Source organism: Streptomyces sp. HD (genome assembly GCF_028369295.1).
Taxonomy (GTDB): domain Bacteria; phylum Actinomycetota; class Actinomycetes; order Streptomycetales; family Streptomycetaceae; genus Streptomyces.
This window is the reverse complement of sequence record NZ_JAQMYP010000058.1, coordinates 25,008-46,057: the sequence shown is the minus strand read 5'-3', so window position 1 is coordinate 46,057 and position 21,050 is coordinate 25,008. Positions and strand designations below refer to the sequence as shown.

The 21,050-nt window shown below is 70.4% G+C and carries 16 protein-coding genes; 7 read left to right on the top strand and 9 right to left on the bottom strand.

From position 1 onward, the window contains the following. Positions 1-47: 47 nt before the first annotated feature. On the bottom strand, positions 48-977 hold the full coding sequence (locus POF73_RS38505; RefSeq protein ID WP_272123987.1) for a hypothetical protein: 930 nt from the start codon (positions 975-977) through the stop codon (positions 48-50). Positions 978-1,024: 47 nt separating this feature from the next. Then, the gene (locus POF73_RS38500; protein ID WP_334313651.1) at positions 1,025-2,083 is read right to left on the bottom strand and encodes a hypothetical protein; all 1,059 of its coding nucleotides are present in this window, start codon (positions 2,081-2,083) and stop codon (positions 1,025-1,027) included. Between the two features lie 319 nt (positions 2,084-2,402). Here POF73_RS38500 and POF73_RS38495 point away from each other — a divergent pair, with 319 nt between their 5' ends. The 5 genes from POF73_RS38495 to POF73_RS38475 all read left to right on the top strand — a co-directional run bounded on the left by POF73_RS38495 (position 2,403) and on the right by POF73_RS38475 (position 9,106). Continuing rightward, positions 2,403-4,529 (top strand): CHAT domain-containing WD40 repeat protein, encoded by a 2,127-nt coding sequence (locus POF73_RS38495; protein WP_272123984.1) that lies wholly within the window; start codon positions 2,403-2,405, stop codon positions 4,527-4,529. Continuing rightward, positions 4,522-4,995: a hypothetical protein gene (locus POF73_RS38490; protein ID WP_272123983.1), complete on the top strand. Its 474-nt coding sequence runs from the start codon at positions 4,522-4,524 to the stop codon at positions 4,993-4,995. Before POF73_RS38495 ends, POF73_RS38490 begins: the two co-directional genes overlap by 8 nt. 66 nt (positions 4,996-5,061) lie before the next feature. After that, a complete protein-coding gene (locus tag POF73_RS38485) occupies positions 5,062-7,266 on the top strand; it encodes an McrB family protein (protein ID WP_272123982.1) in 2,205 nt (734 codons plus the stop codon). After that, complete coding sequence (locus tag POF73_RS38480) at positions 7,263-8,468, top strand: McrC family protein (RefSeq protein ID WP_272123981.1); 1,206 nt, start codon at positions 7,263-7,265, stop codon at positions 8,466-8,468. The genes POF73_RS38485 and POF73_RS38480 overlap by 4 nt, the downstream gene beginning before the upstream one ends. An 80-nt stretch (positions 8,469-8,548) precedes the next feature. Further along, entirely contained in the window at positions 8,549-9,106 is a 558-nt protein-coding gene (locus POF73_RS38475; RefSeq protein WP_272123980.1) for a glycoside hydrolase family 25 protein, read from the top strand. Positions 9,107-9,685: 579 nt separating this feature from the next. On the opposite strand, the gene POF73_RS38470 is transcribed toward POF73_RS38475, so the two are convergent. From POF73_RS38470 to POF73_RS38440, 7 genes are all read right to left on the bottom strand, one after another. Then, the gene (locus POF73_RS38470) at positions 9,686-9,904 is read right to left on the bottom strand and encodes an EF-hand domain-containing protein (protein WP_126901671.1); all 219 of its coding nucleotides are present in this window, start codon (positions 9,902-9,904) and stop codon (positions 9,686-9,688) included. Between the two features lie 192 nt (positions 9,905-10,096). After that, entirely contained in the window at positions 10,097-10,753 is a 657-nt protein-coding gene (locus tag POF73_RS38465; protein ID WP_272123979.1) for an ADP-ribosyltransferase, read from the bottom strand. A gap of 102 nt (positions 10,754-10,855) precedes the next feature. Next, positions 10,856-12,043 carry a YncE family protein gene (locus POF73_RS38460; RefSeq protein WP_272123978.1) on the bottom strand — a complete coding sequence of 396 codons (1,188 nt, stop codon included), beginning with the start codon at positions 12,041-12,043 and terminating at the stop codon, positions 10,856-10,858. 155 nt (positions 12,044-12,198) lie between these two features. Further along, positions 12,199-12,702, bottom strand: a complete 504-nt coding sequence (locus POF73_RS38455) for an ATP-binding protein (protein WP_272123977.1) — start codon at positions 12,700-12,702, stop codon at positions 12,199-12,201. A gap of 351 nt (positions 12,703-13,053) precedes the next feature. Then, positions 13,054-13,821, bottom strand: a complete 768-nt coding sequence (locus tag POF73_RS38450) for an enoyl-CoA hydratase/isomerase family protein (RefSeq protein ID WP_272123976.1) — start codon at positions 13,819-13,821, stop codon at positions 13,054-13,056. Positions 13,822-14,159: 338 nt separating this feature from the next. Then, on the bottom strand, positions 14,160-15,398 hold the full coding sequence (locus POF73_RS38445; RefSeq protein WP_272123975.1) for a L,D-transpeptidase: 1,239 nt from the start codon (positions 15,396-15,398) through the stop codon (positions 14,160-14,162). Positions 15,399-15,599: 201 nt separating this feature from the next. Beyond that, entirely contained in the window at positions 15,600-16,841 is a 1,242-nt protein-coding gene (locus POF73_RS38440) for a L,D-transpeptidase (RefSeq protein WP_272123974.1), read from the bottom strand. A gap of 340 nt (positions 16,842-17,181) precedes the next feature. On the opposite strand from POF73_RS38440, the gene glgX reads away from it, so the two are divergent. Then, positions 17,182-19,437 (top strand): glycogen debranching protein GlgX, encoded by a 2,256-nt coding sequence (glgX, locus tag POF73_RS38435; RefSeq protein ID WP_272123973.1) that lies wholly within the window; start codon positions 17,182-17,184, stop codon positions 19,435-19,437. An 89-nt stretch (positions 19,438-19,526) separates the two neighbouring features. After that, complete coding sequence (locus POF73_RS38430; protein WP_272123972.1) at positions 19,527-20,954, top strand: sulfatase family protein; 1,428 nt, start codon at positions 19,527-19,529, stop codon at positions 20,952-20,954. The last annotated feature ends 96 nt before the right edge of the window (positions 20,955-21,050 follow it).

The following is a 21,050-nucleotide window of genomic DNA, read 5'->3' as shown; positions in this document are numbered from 1 at the left end:
CCGCGACGCGTCCGGGCGCTGCAGTGCGGGCGTTGCGGGCCGCGCCGTCAGGTGTCCCGTTGCGGCGATGCGCTCCGCCGCCGGGCGCACCGCACCAGGACGATCGCCACTCCCACCGCCAGGGCTGCCCACACCAGCCGGCTGTCCACCGGGGCGGCCGGTGGCCGCCCTGAGACTTTTCCCCCGATGGCCACCGGCGTACGGCCGAACCTCTCCTCCGGCGCGTCGGCGAGCACCACGAGGTGTTCGCCGGGGGCCGGCCTGGGCAACGCGTCCGGATCATGCAGGCTGTTGAGGACCAGGGCACGTCCGGTGACCGTCCCGTTGAGCAGGGCGCCGGCGTGGCCGACGAACGCCTCCCGTGCCTCGGCCCCGCCGATCCCGGCCACCCATGAGCCGGTGGGCGTGGACGGCGACTGGGCGGGCGAGCGGTCGACGGGTGACCGGTTCCCGGCCGTGTCCGCAGGTCCGCGTACGGCGGTGCCGCCAGGTCCGCGTACGGCGGTGTCGGCGGTGTCGGCATGTCCGCGTACGGCGGTGTCGACCAGGTCGTCGGCGCCCGCTCCCGGTTCGGGTGGGCCCGCGAACAGCGCGGCCACGGCCGCCTCGTCGAAGACCTGGTCGAGCGCCCCCAGCGCGCCCTTCTCCACGGCCGCACCGGCCTCGTCGCCCCGGCCCTGGCCGTGGACGTGTTCCTCGACGAGCCTGGCCGCCCAGTCCGTCTCCCTCCCCGGGCCGCAGTCCCCGGCGAGGGCGAGGGAGAGCCGGATGGGGGTGCCGGTGACGTCCTCACGCGAGGTGGTCAGGCCGCCGAGGTAGGCGCGCCAGGAGACCCCGTCGGCCTCCACGAGCAGCGACGGGTAGTCGAAGTCGACGTATTCGCCGTACCGCTCCCACCAGCGGTCCTCCGGAGGCGCGGGGAAGAAGGTGTAGTCGTCCTGCCGTCGCCAGCCCCGTGTCAGTACATGTGCTCGCACCGTCGTTTCCTCTCACGCCCGGCGGATGGTGATCGGTGGTGACGGGTTCACAGCTCGCGAATCCGGGGCCCCATGGGGCGCAACGCCAGGTCGGCGACCAGCTGCTCGAAGTGTTCCTCCTGGCGGAGCGCGCGCACGGCCTGCTTGCGGGCGAACTCCCCTCTCTCGCGCAGTTCCCACCGCTCGCCGCTGACCAGGCTGCGCCATCGCTGACGGAGGGTCATCGGGCGGCCTCGTTCCTCCACGATCTCGTCGTGGCGCCGCTCCCACTGCCGGGTCTTCTCCTGCTGCCCGGCGTGCCGTACCGCGGCGAGGTTCTGGCAGACGGCGATGAGGATCTCCTCGGCCCCCTTCACCGAGATCTCGCCCGGGGGACGCACCGTGAACTCGGCGCTGAGCTGGAGCCCGTCCCCGTCCGGCAGCCAGCTCTGCGCACCGGTCAGCTCGACACAGCCGAGGGTGTCGAGCGGGCAGTAGAGGATCTGGGCGTGCGGGGCGTTCGCCCGGACGACGTCCAGGGCACGGCCGTAGATCTTCTCCACCTTCTTGAACAGCAGCCCGGATTCGTCCTTCGAGCCACCATTGTCATTGAAATAGCTCTCGCACTTCATCGGCACCAGGAGAAGGAGAGCGCGGTTTTCCGGTTCTGTTCCGCGGGCCGTGGCCCAGGATTCGGCCACTTGTTCCACCTGGGCAATTTTCAGCAGTTCCGGAACCATCCGTTCATGTTCCGGGTCGGTGGCGGACATCACGACGGTGGAATCCACCGGAACCAGCAGCACCGTACTTCGGCTGATGAACTCGCGGCACTCCTGCCACTTTTCCTCGGGACGCGGTGCGTTCTGCTCCGGGCTCAGCCATCCACCGGGAAAGTCCAGCACGTTCAGATACACCGCGATACCGGCTATCCCGGTTTCCAGGGCCAGTTTGTAGTACGTCATCCGCTCGGTGCTGCGCAGCGCCTGCCTGCGGAAAGATCCCGCACGGACCGCCCCGCGCAGCTCGTTGAGCCTGCGGTTGACGGCGTCGGTCGTGGGCTGGTCATGAACACGCAGTACCGCATCCCGGCCGGCCAGAATGCGGGGGGCATCCTCGATCAACGACACGATCAAGGAGGTCTTTCCGACCCGACTGGGGCCTACTACACCTATTCCGAACCAGAGTTGTTCCTGTGGCTGCTGCTGAAATCCACCCGTTGCCATGATCCCCCCGATAACGCCTCCGACCGGCGATCATCATTCGTGTGGCCGGAAACGGCAGGAAGTCAGCATGGCACGACGGGCGGCGCGCGGACATGCCCTTTCCGAAATTACTGTCGGCATGCCCGTCAAACCCCTGCTCGGGCCCGACGCCCGGCCGTACCATCGGGCTCACATTCGCTCGCCGTGGGGGTGGCGAGGTCAAATCGGTTCGGGGGAAGCGCACATGGGAGAGGTACGGGAGGCGCTCGATTTCGACATCGCTCTCCATGCCGTGGGAGACGCGCAGATGGCGCACCTGAGGACGTCGATCGGCAGCTGCCGCGTGGAGCGACCGCTCCTCACCGCGGATCCGCGGGCGAGCGCGCTGCTGGAGCGGGTCGCCGAGAGCGTCAGGCTGTCGACGGACCTGCCGGGCCCGGCGACGGCACTGGTCCGGGAGCTGGGCACGCTGATGTTCGGCTCGCTCTTCGACGAGACGGCCCGTGCCCTGCTGCTGCGCTGCCGGGCGCAGGCCCAGCACGACCGGCGGACGCTGCGGATCAGCCTCAACGCCCACTCCGGCGGTCTCGACCGGCTGCCCTGGGAGTTCCTCTACCACCCCGTGGCGGGCGAGCACCTCGCGGTGGACCACGCCTTCGTCCGCGAGCTCGATCTGCCCACCACACGGGGCCCGCTGTCGGTCGAGACCCCGCTGCGTGTCCTCGGCATGGTCGCCCGCCCCTCCGACCTGGCGGAACTCTCGGTCGAGCAGGAGCGCGCGGAGCTGCACCGGGCCCTGCGCGAGCTGATGCGCGCCGGGATCGTCGATCTGACCTGGGTGCCGGGCCAGAGCTGGCGCGATCTGCGCGAGGAGGTGCGGCGGACCCGGCCGCATGTGCTGCACTTCATCGGGCACGGCGGCTTCGACCCGGGCACGGCCAGCGCCACGCTGACCTTCACCGACGGGAGAACCGGCGACCGGCACGACATGGCGGCGCCCGACGTCTCCCCGCTGATGAGCGACGGCACCCTCCGGCTGGTGGTCCTCAACGCGTGCGGCACCAACTACTCCCCCACCTCGGACCCGTTCTCCAGCCCCGCCGCCTCGATCCTGCGCAAGGGCGTGCCCGCGGTGGCCGCCATGCAGTTCCCGATCAGCGACCGGGCGGCCCTGGAGTTCGGCCGGGAGTTCTACACCTGTCTGGCGCGCAACGACGCCGTCCACGTGGCCGTGCAGAAGGCCCGGCTGGCGATGCGCACCGAGCTGAAGGGGTCGTTGGAGTGGGGGACGCCGGTGCTGTATCTGGAGTCCGGAACCGACCGGATCTTCGATGTGCACCCTCAACCGCCCGCCGCTGCCGTGCCGTCGACTGCGCACCCTCGCCCGAGCGGGGCGGGCCGCCCCGACCGCGGCCCCTGTTCCGGGCACGGGGTGTGCCTGGAGCGGCCGACCGTACCCCGGTTGAGCCTGGTCCGGGAGCTGGGCTCCCGTGCCTCGGCGCACTCGCTCGGTTTCAGTCCCGGCGGTGAGCTCCTGGCGATCGGGGCGGAGAGCGGCACCGTCCAGATCATCGACGTCGAGAAGGGCCGGACGGTGCTGACGCTCTCCCTCGGCCTGCTCAACCACGGCCCTCGCACGGTCCGTTTCAGCCCGGACGGCACCTTCTTCGCCGCGGCCACCAAGCACCGGATGCGCATCTGGCGGACCGCGAACGGGAAGGAGGTCGGCGCCGTCGACTTCGGGCGGGAGACCGTCACCGGCCCGCGCCGGCTGTGCTTCAGCCCGGACGGCGCCCGTATCGCCACGGCCGGCTGGACCGGGGCCGCCATCTGGCGGGCCGAGGACGGGCGGATCCTGCACCGGCTGCCGGTCCACCACACGGTGACCGGCCTCGACTTCAGCCCGGACGGCAGCCACCTGGTGACGGCCGACACCGCGGGCCGGCTGCTGCTCTGGGACACCCACGGCCGGTACACCCCCGACCGCACCTTCACCCACACCGAGCCGGCGCGGGCCGTGGTGTTCAGCCGCCCCGACGGCAGGCGCCTGATCACCGGAGGCGCCGACGGGTTCGCCTGTCTGTGGGAACTGCCGTACGGCACACCGGTCCGCCGCATCCCCCACCGCGGCGCCCTGAACACCGTCGCCGTCGGTCCGGACGGCCGCTACCTGGCCACCGGCGCCGACGACGGCCGGGTCTGCCTGTGGTCGCTGGAGAGCGACAAGGTCCACGGGCGCCCCCGGGTCGAGCACCATCGCAGCCCGGTCACCGAGGTCGCCTTCAGCGACGACGGCCACCTGCTGGCCGCCGCGGAGGCCGACGGACGCGTACAGATCTGGCGCCTGGAGAAGGAGCAGCACGATGACTGAACCGAACGCGGCCACCCCGACCGCCGCCCACGTCTACTTCGCCCCCGGCACCACGGCCGAGCAACAGGCGACGCTGTACGAAGGCCTGGCCGGACTGGGCGTACGGGCACAGGGCGCGGTCGTCGGCAACTACCGCAGCGCCACGCTGACCTGGATGGTGCTCGTGGTGCTGCCGCTCAGCGGCTTCCTCCAGGAGTGCGGCAAGAACCTCGCCCAGGACGCCTACCGCGAGCTCAAGGGCGTCATCGGCGGAGCGCTGCGCCGCACCACGGGCACGGCGCCCGAGCCGGAACCCGTCGTCGAGGACGACCCCGTGCTGATGCTTGAGGACGCCGAGACGACCGTACGTCTCGTCTTCACACCGGATCTGCCGGACGACGCCTTCCGGCAGCTCTTCGACCTCGATCTCTCGTCCTCCCCGGGCCGGACCATGCGATACGTCTCGGAACGCAACCGCTGGGAGTAGCGCCAAGGTCCCTTCTACTGTGGGCACTTCGAGCACGGGAGTGAGCAAGCGAGCACAGGGAGCGGCATGGCAGCGGAACAGCCGGTGGGGGCCGACATCGTGGGGGCGGACGTCGTGGCGGCCGTGGGGCGGGTCTTTCGGGACGGGCTGCTGAGCGGGCGGTCCGCCTTCGCACCGACGCACGAGGCCTGGACCCGGCCCCGTGCCGTCGATCTGCGGACCCGTTTCGTGGACCAGCCGGACGAGTCCTCGGACACGTTCCTGGTCAAGCTGCGTCGCCAGCTCGACGGCGCGCCGGACCTGACGATCGTGCTGGCGGCCGAGCTGCTGTTCGTGAACATGGCGCCGCTGGTGCCCGAGCAGATCGGCGTCGCGAAGAAGCTGCAGATCCTGGGCGAGGTGCTGTCCTGGAACGACCTGGTCGAGCCGACCGTCCCCGAGGACCTCGCAGCGTGCCTCAACGGCTTCATGAACGGTGGCCAGGGCTTTCTGAACTACCGGTGGGCGCAGTTCCAGATCCTGGTCCTGCTGGTGGAGCGGCTCACCGGGATGCCGCCTGCCGAGCGGAACGCCGTACTGAACGACCCCTGGCGGTTCCGGGACGAGTGCCTCGACGTGCAGCGGTCGGTCGGGCACAAGAAGGGACGGGCGCAGATCCACGTCCTGCTGTACCTGCTCTTCCCGGACGACTTCGAGCCGATCGCCAGCGCCCATCACAAGCAGGAGATCATCCGGGCCTTCGCGGACGAACTGCCCGACGTCACCGGCGACGACGACCGCGACCTGCTCGCGCTCCAGCGCACGCTGCGGGCACAGACCGGGGAACGCGTGTGGTTCTACCACGAGCCCTGGGTGAGCCGGTGGCGCAAGGGCTCCGTGGAGCGGGGGCAGCGCGGCTGGCTGGTGCGCGGGAACAACGTGGACGGGCACGACTTCGTCCCGGCCTGGCTCGCGCAGGGCTACTGCTCGCTGTCCTGGCGGGAGATGCCGGAGATCGCCGCCGGCTCCGCCAAACGCGACGTCCAGCGGGCCGTCGCGGAAGCCATGCCGGAGTCCGGCGTCCAGTCGCGCGGCCAGGCCGCCTACCAGCTGCACGCCTTCCTCACCGTGATGCAGCCGGACGATCTCGTCGTCACCGTCACCCCGGACGAGGTCCACGTCGGCACGGTCCAGGGCCCGGCGTCGTACGACCTCTCGGACGGGCCGGACAACGCCCGCCGCCGCCCGGTGCGCTGGGCCACCGCCGAACGCCCGCTGCTCAGGGCCGAGTTGCCCGAGACGGTGCAGGTCCAGCTGACCCGGCCGCCCGCGTTGTACGACATCAGCAGCGTGGCGGCCGAACTCGCCGAACGGGCCGGGCTGGAGGACGCCGTAGCCGAGCCGCTGATCGAGGCGGACGTCACCAAGCCGCTCGAACTCCCGCCGGTCACCGAGGAGTTGGCCGCGCAGCTGCTGATGCCGTTGCCCTGGCTCCGGGAGACCGCCGAGCAGCTCCAGGAGCAGCGCCAGCTCGTCTTCCACGGCCCGCCGGGCACCGGCAAGACATACCTGGCGCGCACGCTGGCCCGGCATCTGGCCGGCCCGGACCGGGTGCAGTTGGTGCAGTTCCACCCCTCCTACACCTACGAGGACTTCTTCGAGGGCTTCCGGCCGGTCCGGGGCGAGGACGGCTCCGTGGTGTTCGACGTGCTGCCGGGGCCGTTCAGACTGCTCGCCGAGCGTGCGGCCAAGGACCCTGCGAACCCGTACATCCTGATCGTCGACGAGATCAACCGGGCCAATGTCGCCAAGGTCTTCGGCGAGCTGTACTTCCTGCTGGAGTACCGGGACGAACCCGTCACCACGCAGTACAGCCCGCACGACCCGTTCCAGCTGCCCGGCAACCTGTTCCTCATCGGCACCATGAACACCGCCGACCGCTCCATCGCCCTGGTCGACGCCGCGATGCGCCGCCGCTTCGCCTTCCGGCGGCTGTCACCCGAACGGCCGCCGGTCCAGGGGCTGCTGGAGCGCTGGCTGCACTCCCGCGGTCTGCCGGACACCGCCGCCCGGCTGCTGGCCGAGCTGAACGCCCGGCTCGGTGACGCCGACCGTGCGATCGGGCCGTCGTACCTGATGAAGCCCGGAGTGGCCCGGCCGGAGGGGCTGGACCTCATCTGGCGCACTCAGATCCTGCCCCTGCTGGAGGACCAGCTGTACGGCACGGGCGTCGACGTCGAGGAGGAGTACGGGCTCGCCGCACTGCGTGCCGCGCTCATGGAGGAGGCGTGAGCGTGCTGGAGCTCACGGTGCGCGAGACCGGGCCGGGTACGGTGCGGGAGCTGACCGGCGACCAGGTCGCCGCCCTGCTCTCGGTCCCGGGGCTGGTACGGCTGGCCCCGATGACGGGCGGCCGCTGGCGCGTGTCCGGCAACCAGAGGGTGGGCCTGGTGCGGCTGCGCGGCCCGTCCGGCGGTACGGTCCGACTGCGCCTGCGCCCGAAGCTCGCGGTCCGGGACCTGCTGTTCCTGCTCTCCTACTCCCCCACCGACCCCTGGCTGCCGGAGCCGGTCGCCGCGGCCGAGGCCGACGAGCTGCTGCCGGCCGTCGCGGATCTCCTCGCCCGCACCGCACGACGCACCCTGGAGGCGGGAGTCCTGCACGGCTACCGCACCGTCGAGGAGGACCTCCCCCTGATCCGCGGCCGTATCCGCACCGCCGACCAGCTGCGCCGGGTCGGCCTGCCGCTCCCGGTCGCCGTCCGCTACGACGACCACACCCCGGACATCGCCGAGAACCGCATCCTGCTCGCGGCCCTGCTCCTCGCCGCCCGGCTGCCCGGCGTCCCCGCCCCCACCCGCCAGGCATTGCGTCACCTCGCCGACCGCCTCACCGGCGTACAGCCGCTGCGGCCCGGCGAGCCGACGCCCCGCTGGACACCAACCCGCCTCAACACCCGCTACGGTCCCGCGCTGAGACTGGCCGAGCTGGTCCTGGCGGGCCGGTCCGTGCAGCCGACGGGCCGGACCCCCGCCGCGACGGACGGCTTCCTGCTGCACATGCCGGACGTGTTCGAGCGCTTCGTGGAGCTGGCCCTCGGGGCCGCCCTGTCCCGCCACCGGGTCCGGTGCGCCGCCCAGGAGGTCCACCACCGCCTGGACGAGGCGGGGCAGGTCCGCTTCCGACCGGACCTGGTGCTCTACCGGGCCGGCCGCCCCGTCTCCGTCGTGGACGCGAAGTACACCCACCTCCGCACCGCCGCCCCGCCCGTGGACCACCTGTACCAACTGCTCGGCTACTGCACGGCCTTGAACCTCCCGCGCGGGCACCTCGTCTACGCCGCCGCCACCGCGGACGGCCCGACGGACCACGTCATCCGGCACGCCGGGATCACCGTCACCGCCCACGCGCTGGACCTCGGCCGGCCCCCGGCGGCGCTGCTGTCGGCGGTCGCGGTGCTGGCCGACCGGATCGCGGACGCCAACGCGACCTGATCGAGCCGATGTTCCCGCGGCACGCCCGCGGGGCATCATCAACTCCCGTCCCCCCACTCCACCTTCTGGGAGCCCCCACCATGCTCCGTGGCATCGATGTCAGCGCCTACCAGCCCTCGTCCTACGACACCGACGGCGTCTCCTTCGTCTTCATCAAGGCGACGGAGGGCCGTTCCTACATCAATCCCAAACTCGCCGCCCAGACCAAACGCGCCCGCGACGCCGGCCTGGTCGTCGGCTTCTACCACTTCCTGTGGCCGGGCAACCTCTCCGCCCAGGCCGACTACTTCGTCAGCAAGGCCCCCGAGAAGGCGGGTGACATCCTCGCGGTCGACTGGGAGACGACGAGCGAGGGGACGCATGCGAGCAACGCGGAGAAGGACCTGTTCATCCGCAAGGTGAAGGAGAAGCGGCCGAACAATCCGGTGATCTTGTACGCGAACAGGCATTACTGGCTCAATGTCGACCGTACGTCCTATGCGGGCGATGGCCTCTGGATCGCCGACTACGTGACGGCAGGAAAGCCTCGCATCCAGGCGAAGTGGCGCTTCCATCAGTACACGGACCACCCGCTGGACAAGAACGTCGCGAATTTCTCCAGCAAGGCCGCGCTGCGTGAATGGGCTGAGAACGCCTGACGGCCCAATCGCCCGCCACGGCCAGTTCCGCCTTGCGCCGCTTCGCGGGCGGATCAGCCAGGTACGTGTTGAGCAGCTCGAAGGTACGAAGCTCGGGCGGCAGAGCTTCGTACCACCCCAGCGCGCGGAAGTTGCAGCTGTTTCAGACGAGGCCCCACACGCACGCACCGCAGCTGCGCCGCCCCGGACAACACCCGTGATCGTGGTCAATGCCCATGGCCCTCCGCCCCGCATCAGCCCGGCCGCAGACCGTGCATGTATTGAGCGCCGAGTAGTCGGACACTGGCTTGTGCTCGCCGCATCCGCGACACTCGACGATTCCACGCTTGCCCACCTCTTTCCCCCCGGGAGGACACCGCTCCCGGGCATCCCCGGAAGGAACATGTGCGGCCTTCAGCCGTTGCTCGTTCTCGGTTGATGGGCGCCATCCCCCTACCTCGCCGGCTCTGCAGGTAGTGGGCCTTGCACAGCCCCTTCGTCAGTGGATTCTGGTGCTTACGAGGGCATCGGCGAGGGGAAGCCGATCACGCACGCCGAAGGGGCGCCCTCCCAGCCAGGAAGGCGCCCCTTCGGAGGAGGTCACTTGTTCAGGAAGGCCCAGAACTCGTCGAACGACAGGAGCTTGTCGCCGTTCAGGTCGCGGCTCTTGATGATCGCCTCGGCGACCGCCTCGGTGACGTTCCAGTCGCCGCCCTGAGCCAGCGCGGACTTGAACTCGGCGGCGGTGATGGTGCCGTCACCGTCCGCATCGATGCGCTCGAACTGCTTGCGTGCTTCCTCGATGTCGATGTGCGCCACCGGTCCGCCCCTTTACTCGCGTTTTACTCGCGTCTGTCGTGTTGTGCTGGCTTGCTGCCGCAGGTCAGATTAACCGCCCGTCCGCACCTCCAGCGCGGCGACCACCCGGGCGGACTCCGAGCGGTGCGCCGAGGCGGGCGCAGGGGCTGCGCCGGAGGACGCCCGTGGTGTACGGGCGTCCTCCGGAAGACGTCAGTGCCAGGACTCGTAGTGCGGGTTGCTCTGGCAGCCGCTCATGATCTCGACCTTGGTCGTCTTGTTCACCGGACAGACGCCGATGATGTACTTCCGGGCGATGCCGCCGGGGAAGGCGACCTCCACCTGGTCGGCCCATTTGTGGGTGTCACCGATGGTCTTGTTCACGTCGATGCCGCCGGGGGCGTCGATGTAGTAGTTCCAGCCCGACTTCCACCACGTCTTGTACAGGTCGTGGTCGTACGACGTGGACACGAACGGGGAGGGCTGGTTGACCAGGACGTACTGCTCCAGGTCGTACTGGCCGGTCACCACGTCCTTGGGCTTGAAGCCCTCCTGGAAGACGATCTCCGGGCCCCGCCCGTCGGCCCGGTAGAGCGTGCCGCAGCTGGTGCGCCACGCCGGGGCGGGGGTGATGCGGTCGACGTCGACACGTCGGTCGACGGCAGCCTTGATCTTGTCGTCGTACTGGACGGGACAGGCGGCCGGGCCGGGAGCGGCGGCCTTGGCACCGGTCGCGGCAGCCGTGGCGGCAAGCCCGGTGGCCGAAGCGGGGACGGGGGCGGCGGGAGCCGTGGCGGCAGTCGTCGTGAGGACGGCCGAGAGGGACAGAACGGCGGCAGCGGCCCGCCGCCGCAGGCGAGAAGTGATCATGCGAGTACGATCCCGGGCACACGACGGCCACTCGTGGAGCGTCACCCATTCGGCGGCGTGTCCGCTGACCCCCGGTCAACCAACGGCCCAACTCGCCGTCGGCTAACGGAAGATGCCGGTGTGCCCCAGGGAGTAGCGGCCGGGCTGCGGGTAGACGGCGAGGCCGTGCGGGCCGCTGCCGACGGGGATGCGGGCGAGCTGTTTTCCGGTGCGGGTGTCGAGGGCATACACCTCGCCGTCGTAGCGGCCCGACAGCCACAGCACCTTGCCGTCGGCGGAGACGCCGCCCATGTCGGGGCTGCCGCCGTCGGGCAGGTGCCACTTCTTGGTGAGCCTGTTCTTCCTGAAGTCGAAGACGGAGACGCTGCCCTCGCCGCGGTTGGAGATGTACATCTCGCGTGAGTCACGGCTGACGTAGAGGCCGTGGCAGCCCTTGCCGGTGGGCAGGAGGGTGGGCTCGGTGAACTTGTCGCCGTCCAGGACCCACATGCCGTGGGCCATCATGTCGGCGACGTAGAACCTCTTGCCGTCCGGTGAGACCTTCACGTCCTGGGGCATCGCGCCGTCGAAGGGCAGCTTCTCCTGCCCCACGACCTTCATCCGCTCCGTGTCGACCTTGAGCAGTTCGCCGCTGAACTCGCAGGACACGATGAAGTACCGGCCGTCGAGGGAGAAGTCGGCGTGGTTGACGCCGTAGCAGCTGACCGGCTCGGTCTTGATCCGCTTCATGGTGTGGGGGTCGCGGAAGACGAGTTCGCGGTCGAGGGAGGCCATGACGACGGCGTACTTGCCGTTGGGCGTGAAGTAGAGGTTGTACGGGTCGTGGACCTCGACGTCCTTGCCTGCCCTGCCGGTCTTCGGGTCGATGGGGGTGAGGGTGTGACCGCGGTTGTTGTTGACCCAGAGCGTCTTCATGTCCCAGGAGGGCACGACGTGCTGGGGCTGGCGGCCGACGCGGATGGTCTCGGTGATCTCGTACGTCTTCGGGTCGATGACCGAGACGGTGTCCGACTCGCTGTTGGGGACGTAGACCCGGGACGGGAAGTCCTTGACGACCGGGGAGAGCTTGCCCGGGCGGTCGGCGGCGTAGACGTCCTTCGGGTCCAGTACGGGCGGCATGCCGGGCAGAGCGTCGACGGCCCTCTTCTTCGCCGGGGCGGGGATGGCGGCCCGGGTGCCCTTGCCAGGGGACTCGACGGTCCGGCTGCCGTCCTTGACGGACTCGGTGCCGCAGGCGGCGAGCGCGAGGAGGCCGATGCCGGCGAGGAGGGTGCGGGGGGTGAGGTTCATCGGCGGTTCTTCCGTGCGGCGGGGTGGGCCCCGGGGCGGTCGGTCGAGGTCACCGCACTATTTAATGAGGATTGCGTCGAAAAAAGCACGATTCACCCGATAAGCGGTCCGTGCGGGTCGCCACCCGCGACCGCCCCTCGCCCTCGCCGTGCTGTCTAGCGGTCGGCCACCCTCATCTCGAACCATGTCGTCTTGCCGCGCGGCAGCAGATCCACGCCCCACCGGTCGGAGAGTTTGTCGACGAGGAACAGACCCCGGCCGCTGACGTCGAGCTCCTGGACCGGCATCAGACAGGGCAGCCCCCGCGACGGGTCACGGACCTCGATGCGGATCCAGCCTCGGCGGCGGCGCATCCGGAGGCCGAAGACCCGCGCTCCCGTGTGGCGTACCGCGTTGCCGACGAGCTCCGAGACGAGCAGGACCGCGTCCTCCGTCATCTTCGGGGTCAGGCCCCACTGACGCAGCACGACCACCTGGGCCAGCCGTCGCGCGGTCGCCGCGGACTCGGGGCGGGACGGGAGCGGAACCTCCGCCTCCGTGGGATTGCCGAACAGCTCCAGCGCCTTCGAGGCAGCCTCGTCCTCGACCCCCGGCGACCAGCGCGCCGCAGTGGCACGGCCATGTCCCCGCGGCTGTTCGATACCCTCCAGCCCCGCCATGCCCCCATCATGGCCGCCCACCGGGCCCTCCGGGGCCGTTCCCGCGGAATACACCCCCCGGAACTTCGCATTCCGCAAGACTCCGTCGGCATATGACAGAGGCAGTTCGGGGTCATCCACAGCCCGTCCGACCTGCGACGATGAGTCTGCTGGAGACAATCGACGGGCTCCCTCGACAAGACACGCTTAAGGCTGCCTTAAGGCTGCCATAAACCGCCCCATCGAGGGACCCGGATCAGACGTCCCGTCAATTGCAAGGGGTCCGACAGTGATTCGGCCGCTTTTCAGACCGGCGTTTCACCGACCGTCGACCGGGGGTTTCACCGGCCGTCGACCGGGGTTTCCCCGCCGTCAGAGGAACTTCGCCTTGCCCGGCCCCTCCTCCACGAAGCTGCGCATCCCCCGCTCCCGGTCCTCCGTCGCGAACAGCCCCGCGAACCAGTTCCGTTCCACCGCGAGGCCGGTCTCGATGTCCGTCTCCAGGCCCGTGTCGATCGACTCCTTCGCCGCACGCAGCGCGATCGCCGGACCCTGCGCCAGCTTCGCCGCCCAGGCGTGCGCCTCGGCATAGACCTGCTCCGGCGCCACTACACGGTCCACCAGGCCGAGCTCGCGCGCCTCGTCCGCCTTCACCATACGGCCCGTGAAGATCAGGTCCTTCGCCTTGGACGGGCCGACGAGACGGGCCAGCCGCTGGGTGCCGCCGGCGCCCGGGATCAGGCCGAGCAGGATCTCCGGCTGGCCCAGTTTGGCGTTCTCCGCGGCGATCCGGAAGTCCGCGCACAGCGCCAACTCGCAGCCGCCGCCGAGCGCGTAGCCCGTCACCGCGGCCACCACCGGCTTCGGGATCCGGGCCACCGCCGTGAACGAATCCTGCAGGGCCCGTGCGCGCAGGACCATCGCGGTGTGGTCCATGGCCTGCATCTCCTTGATGTCCGCGCCCGCCGCGAACACCTTCTCCCCGCCGTAGATCACCACGGCCCGTACGTCGTCACGCCGCCCCGCCTCCTCGGCGAGCTCCTTGAGCCGGTCCTGGGTGGCCACATCCAGCGCGTTCATGGGCGGACGGTCGAGGCGGAGGGTACCGACACCTTCGGCGACTTCGAGATTCACGGTCATGCGAGCAGGTTAACGGGGACTAACGGGGGTGGGGCAGGTGCGGTCAGTCACAGTCGGCCGGGGGTCTGGGGGTCGCCCCCCAGGCAAGCACAGCACGGGGACTAACGGGGGTGGGGCAGGTGCGGTCAGTCACAGTCGGCCGGGGGCCTGGGGGTCGCCCCCCAGGCAAGCACAGCACGGGGACTAACGGGGGTGGGGCAGGTGCGGTCAGTCACAGTCGGCCGGGGGCCTGGGGGTCGCCCCCCAGGCAAGCACAGCACGGGGACTGACGGGTACGGCCCCGGTGCCGGACCTCACATGAGGTCGTGCACCGGGGCCGTTGCCGGAGAAAGGGCTGCCTACGCCTTCCACTTCTCCCAGGACATGTTCCAGCCATTGAGGCCGTTCTCGGGAGCGACGATGTCGTCGTTGGAGCGCTTCACGACGACGACGTCGCCGACGATCGAGTGGTCGAAGAACCACGCGGCCGGCAGGTCGCGGTCGTAGCCGCCGCGCGCGTCCCGCAGGCCGATGCAGCCGTGGCTGGCGTTGTAGTTGCCGAAGGCGTCGCCGCCCCAGTAGTTGCCGTGGATGAAGGTGCCCGAGTCGGTCAGCCGCATGGCGTCCGGGACGTCCTTGATGTCGTACTCGCCGCCGTAGCCGACGGTCTCGCCGTTCATACGGGTCACCCGGAGCCGCTCGCTGATGACCATCTGGCCGTTCCAGCTGTCGTAGCCGGGCTTGCCGGTGGTGACCGGGATGGTCTTGACGACCTTGCCCTCCTGCATCACCTTCATGGTGTGCTTCTTGGCGTCGACGACCGAGACCTGGTTGCGGCCGATGGTGAAGGAGACCGTTTTGGCCTGCTTGCCGTAGACGCCTGGGCGGCCCTCCACGCCGTCGAGGTTGAGCTGGACCGTCACCTTGGTGCCGGCCTTCCAGTACTTCTCGGGACGGAAGTCCAGGCGGTCGTTGCCGAACCAGTGGCCCGCGACCTCGACGGCCGGCTCGGTCTTGATGCTGATGGCCTTCTCGACGTCCTCGGGGTTGGTGATGCCCCGGGTGAAGCGGAGGGAGAACGGCATTCCGACGCCGACCTTGGAGCCGTCCTCGGGCGTGAAGTTGCCGAGGAAGGTGTTCTTCGGGGTCAGAGTGGTGAAGTCGGCGTCCTTGGCGGCCTCCAGGCCGGCCGAGTCCTTGGCGACCGCGTGCACCGAGTACTTCGTGGCGGCGGCCAGATGGGTGGACGGCGTCCAGCTGGCGCCGTCGCCGGATATCTGCCCGGCTATCGCCTTGCCCTTGGCGTCCTTGACCTCGACGTCCGTCAGCTTGCCCTTGGCCGCGGTCACCTTCAGCGCGCCGCTGGTCTCGACGGACTTCGCGCCGTCCCCCGGCGCTATCGTCACGACGGCCCGGGACTTCTTGGCCTCCGCAGTGCCGGAGTCCCCGCCCTTGCCGTCGCCGGTCCCCGAGTCCGCTCCGCCGCCCCCGCACGCGGTGACGGCCAGCAGCAGCACACCGGCCAGCGCCGGCAGCCCCTTGCGCCCACGCCTGGCGCGCGCGTCAACCGACGCCCCCGATATCGGCCGCACGTTCAAGTCTTTCTCCCCTCCCGGGCTCAGCGCCCTCTCGGGCCCGTGGCCCTGTCGGGCCTGGTCAGCCCGCTCCCCCGCGCGCCCGCAGCGCGCACCGGCGAATATTAACCACAAGGCCAGGGCCTCGACGCCGCGCGTTTGTCACCGTTCCGTTCCAACATCGGCAGCCGGCCGACGGGTCGAGCAACCCACCCCCCTGTCCTGTTACTTCACCGCACTCCCCGCCTTCCACTCCTTCCAGCCCATATTCCATCCTCCGAGGCCGTTGTCGGGAGCGACCTTTTTGTCGTTGCTGTGGACGACCTCGACCACGTCCCCGACCAGGCTGCGGTCGAAGAACCAGCCCGCGGGTGTCTCGGAGCCGCCGCCCTTGACGTCCCTGAGTCCGACGCAGCCGTGGCTGACATTGGTCCGTCCGAAGATGTCGGAGTCGGCCCAGTAGTTGCCGTGCAGGAAGGTGCCGGAGTCGGTGAGGCGCATGGCGTGCGGGACGTCGGGGATGTCGTACTCGCCCTTGCCGTTCTTCTTCTTGAAGCCGACCGTGGCGCCGTTCATCCGGGTCAGTTCGAGCATCTCGGTGACGACCATCTTGCCGTTGTAGGTGGTGTTCTTCGGGGAGCCGGCCGTGACCGGCACGGTCGCGAGCAGTTCACCGTCGCGGCGGACCTGCATGGTGTGCTTGGCGGCGTCGACGAGGGCGGCCTGGTGGCGGCCGATGGTGAACGAGAACGTCTTCTCCTGGAGCCCGTACACCCCGTGCGCCCCTTCGACGTCCCGCAGGCGCAGCGCGACGGTGACCCGGGTGCCGGGCTTCCAGTGGTACTGGGGGCGGAAGTCGAGGCGGGCCTTGCCGAACCAGTGCGGGCGGATCTCGACGGCCGGTTCGGCGGTGACCTGTACGGCGCGTTCGACGGCGGCGCGGTTGTCGACCGCCCGGTTGAACTCCAGGGAGACGATCATGCCGGTGCCGACGGTGGAGCGGTGCTCCGGGGTGACGTATCCGATGAACCGCTCGTCGGGGACGTGCGTGGTGAAGGTCGTGTGCCGTGCGTTGCGGCGCCCGTGGCCGTCGAGGGCCACCGCGTCGATCGTGTACTTGGCGGCCAGCGCGAGCCCGGGGTCGTCGGGTTCCCAGCGCAGGCCGTCCTCGGAGATGTGCCCGGGCACCGGGGAGTCCTGGGCGTCCTGGGACCTGACGACCTTCACCGACTCCAGGCGCCCGCTGAGCACTCGGACGAGCAGCCGGTCGTCGGGGCGTGCGTCCTTGCTGCCGTCGTCGGGCGTCACCCGGATGACGTCCTCGGGCGCCGACCCTTTGCCCAGCATCTGGTCGATGCCACCGCCGTCCGTAGTGCAGCCGGCCACCCCGGCCAACAGGCCGGCCCATGTCATTACGGCGGCCAACACGGCCCCCGCGCGCCGCGCGCGCCCTTGTACGTGCCTCACGAAGACCCCAACGACCGGGGCGGCCCTGGGGAAACGTGAGTGCTAGCGGCCCCGGGGAAGTGCGGGTGCGTTCCCGCGTCGTCCGGTGCGTGCTCTCGGCGTGCCGGACGAAGGCCCTCGTAGCGGAGCCACTTGGGCCTTCGGCCGGTGCGGCGAGTGGGGGTGCCCCCTCTGGGGGAGCGTGCCGGGCGGCGTGGGGGCGTGCCCGCACTTCCCCGGGGTCGCTTGGCCACGCGGTGGGCAGAACAGTGGGGAGGACGACGCGATGGGAGCCGCGGACCGGGACACCGTGGCTCTCCTTCCACACTCGTGTGGTCCCTGAGCCGTGGGAGGCCGACAGGTGTCGAGCGCAGCCGAGCAGGAGGCGGTGACCGCCGCGGTCACCGCTGAGGAGGGGCGCCCGGCCGCCGTCGTGAACGGCGCGCGGCGCAAGACCCCTGCCGTGCCCGTGTGGCCGGGCACGCCGGTGCCGCTCGGCGCCCGCTTCCGGGTCGGCCCGGACGGGGTGGCGGGCACGAACTTCGCGCTGTGGGCGGGGGGCGCGGAAGCGGTCGAGTTGTGCCTCTTCGACGACCAGGGCAAGGAGACCCGGGCCCGGCTCACCGAGCTGACGCACGAGATCTGGCACGGCTTCGTGCCGGGTGTGATGCCGGGTCAGCGCTACGGCTACCGAGTGCACGGCCGCTGGGACCCGTGGACCGGCGGCCGCTGGAACCCGGCGAAGCTGCTGCTCGACCCGTACGCGCGCGCGGTGGACGGCGACTTCAGCCTGCCGCCGGAGGTGTACGGCCATGTCCGCGACTGGCCCCAGCAGCATGTCGCGGACACCGTGCGCGACGACCGGGACTCGGCGCCGTACGTCCCGAAGGGCGTGGTCGTCCATGACGACGCCCCCGACGACGAGTGGATGGACGACCGCCGGCCGAAGACGCCGTGGGCCGACTCGGTGATCTACGAGGTGCATGTGCGGGGGTTCACGAAGCTGCACCCGGGGATTCCGGAGGAACTGCGGGGCACGTACGCCGGTCTCGCGCATCCGGCGGCGATAGAGCACCTCGTCAGGCTGGGTGTGACGGCCGTCGAGCTGCTCCCCGTCCACCAGTTCGCGCACGAGGACCATCTGCTGCGCAAGGGCCTGCGCAACTACTGGGGCTACAACTCGATCGGCTACTTCGCCCCGCACGCCGCCTACGCCGCCTCCGGTACGACGGGTCAGCAGGTCGGCGAGTTCAAGCGGATGGTGCACGCCCTGCACGCGGCCGGGATCGAGGTCATCCTGGACGTCGTCTACAACCACACGGCGGAGGCGGGCGAGCTGGGCCCGACGCTGTCGCTGAAGGGCATCGACAACCGGGGGTACTACCGGCTCCAGTCGGACGCGCGCCGGTACGCGGACTACACGGGCTGCGGGAACACGCTGCACGTCGTCCAGCCGCACGTGCTGCGGCTCATCACCGACTCGCTGCGGTACTGGGTGACGGAGATGGGCGTGGACGGCTTCCGCTTCGACCTGGCGGCGGCGCTGGCCCGCTCGATGCACGACGTCGACATGCTCTCGCCGTTCCTCGCGGTGATCGCCCAGGACCCCGTGCTGCGGCGGGTGAAGCTGATCGCCGAGCCGTGGGACGTGGGGTCGGGTGGCTATCAGGTGGGGGCCTTCCCGCCGCTGTGGACGGAGTGGAACGACCGCTACCGCAATGCCGTACGCGACTTCTGGCGGGGCGCGCTGCCGGACGTACGGGATCTGGGATACCGCCTGTCGGGGTCCAGCGATCTGTACGCGTGGGGCGGCCGCCGGCCGTATGCCTCGGTGAACTTCGTGACCGCGCACGACGGTTTCACCCTTCGCGACCTGGTGTCCTACGAGCGCAAGCACAACGAGGCGAACGGCGAGGGCAACCGGGACGGCTCCGAGGACAACCGGGCCTGGAACTGCGGCGCCGAGGGCGAGACGGACGACGAGAAGGTACGGGCGCTACGGCGGCGGCAGCTGCGGAACCTGCTGACGACGCTGTTGCTGTCGACGGGCGTGCCGATGCTGGTCGCGGGCGACGAGCTGGGGCGCACCCAGCGCGGCAACAACAACGCGTACTGCCAGGACAACGAGATCAGCTGGCTGGACTGGGGGCTGCTTCAGGAGCCGGGCTGGAAGGCGCTGTTCGATCTGACGTCCCGGCTGATCGAGCTTCGCCACCGGCACCCGGTGCTTCGTCGCCGGGCGTTCTTCTCCGGGCGGGCGCACTCGGCGGACGGGCTGCGGGACCTGGCCTGGTTCACCGCGCGGGGCACCGAGATGACGGAACGGGACTGGTACGCGCCCGCCGCCACGCTGGGCATGTATCTCTCCGGGCGGGACATCCCCGGCCGCGACGAACGGGGGGCGCCGGTCCTCGACGACAGCTTCCTGGCCGTGCTGCACGCCGGGGACCGGGCGACGAGCTTCGTGCTGCCGGGGCCGCCGTGGGCGGAGCGGTACGAGGTGGTCGTCGACACGTCGAGGGAGGAGCAGGGGGAGGCGCCGGGCGTGGAGCATCCGGCGGGGGCGGCGATCACGGTGCCGGGGCGGGCGGTGCTGTTGCTGCGGGTGCTCGACTGAGCGCGGTTTGCCAAGGCGGCGTTTCAGTCCCATGAACTCCGCGCCGGATTCCTGGTCAGGGGGCCGGGCCCGCTGATCGACTGAGGCACATGCCCGAGCTATCCCGCCGTGCCTTCGGTGGTCTCGTCGGCGGTGGCGCGGTGACGGCCGTCGCCGGCACGACCGCCGCCGCCGAGGCCGCCGAAACCGCCGCAGCCGCCCCCGCCGAGCGCCCCTTCAAGGCCCGCCCCGCCGCCTCCGGCAAGCGCCCCAACCTCCTGGTCATCCTCGGCGACGACCTCGGCTGGGCCGATCTGTCGTCGTACGGCGCCCCGCACATCCGCACCCCCCACCTCGACCGGCTGGCCCGGCAGGGCGTGCGGTTCACGGACGCGTACTCCGGGTCGGCGACCTGCTCACCGACCCGGTTCAGCCTGTACACCGGGCGCTATCCGGGCCGTACGCCGGGCGGTCTCGCCGAGCCCATCGCCGACAGGGCGCAGGGGCTGGACCCGAACCACCCCACCCTGGCCTCCCTGCTGAAGCGGGCGGGTTACGCCACCGCGCTCATCGGCAAGTGGCACTGCGGCTGGCTGCCCGACCACAGCCCCACCAAGTCGGGCTGGGACGAGTTCTTCGGCAATTTCGGCGGGGTCCTGGAGTACTTCTCCAAGCTCGGCCAGCTCGGCACGTACGACCTGTACGAAGGCGACGCCGAGTACAAGGACCTGCGCTACTACACGACCGTGCTGACCGAGCGGGCCGTCGAGTACGTCGGCCGGGAGCATGACAGGCCCTGGCTGCTGAACCTGAACTTCACCACCCCGCACTGGCCCTGGCTGGCGGAGGGGGACGAGGAGACCGGCGCCGAGATCGAGGCGAAGATCCGGGCCGCGAAGAGCCGGGCGGAGGTCAGCAGGGCGCTCAACCACTACGACGGCGGCTCGGTGGAGAAGTACACGGAGATGGTGCAGAGCCTCGACGCCGCCGTCGGGAAGGTGCTCGACGCCCTGCGCCGGTCCGGGCAGGAGGAGAACACGCTGGTGCTGTTCGCCAGCGACAACGGCGGGGAGCGCTACTCCTACAACTGGCCGCTCAGCGGCGAGAAGTTCGTGCTGCTGGAGGGCGGCATCCGGGTCCCGGCGATCGTGCGCTGGCCCGCCCGGCTCGACGGCCACCAGGTCAGTCACGAGCCGAACTTCTCCCCCGACTGGACGGCCACCCTGCTGGAGATCGGCGGCGCCCGGCCGGACCCGGCGTACCCCCTGGACGGGACCAGCCTCGCCGGCCACCTGCTGCGGGGCGAACGGCTCCCGGAGCGGGATCTGTTCTGGCGGGTGCGGGCCAACCGGGCACTGCGGCGCGGCGACTGGAAGTACTACCGGGACGCCGACGGCACCGACCACCTGTACAACCTGGCGAACGACCAGCGCGAGCAGGCCGACCTCGCCCCGGACGAGCCAGCGCTGCTCGCCGAGCTGAAGGCGTCCTGGGAGAGAACCGCGGGCACCCTGCTGCCGTACCCCGACAAGCCCTAGCCCTGGCCCTAGCCCTAAAGCGTGTTGCAGAACTCGGACCGATCTCCAGAAAGCTGCTTCGAAGGCCCCGTCAGGACGGAGGAAATCGGCGCACAA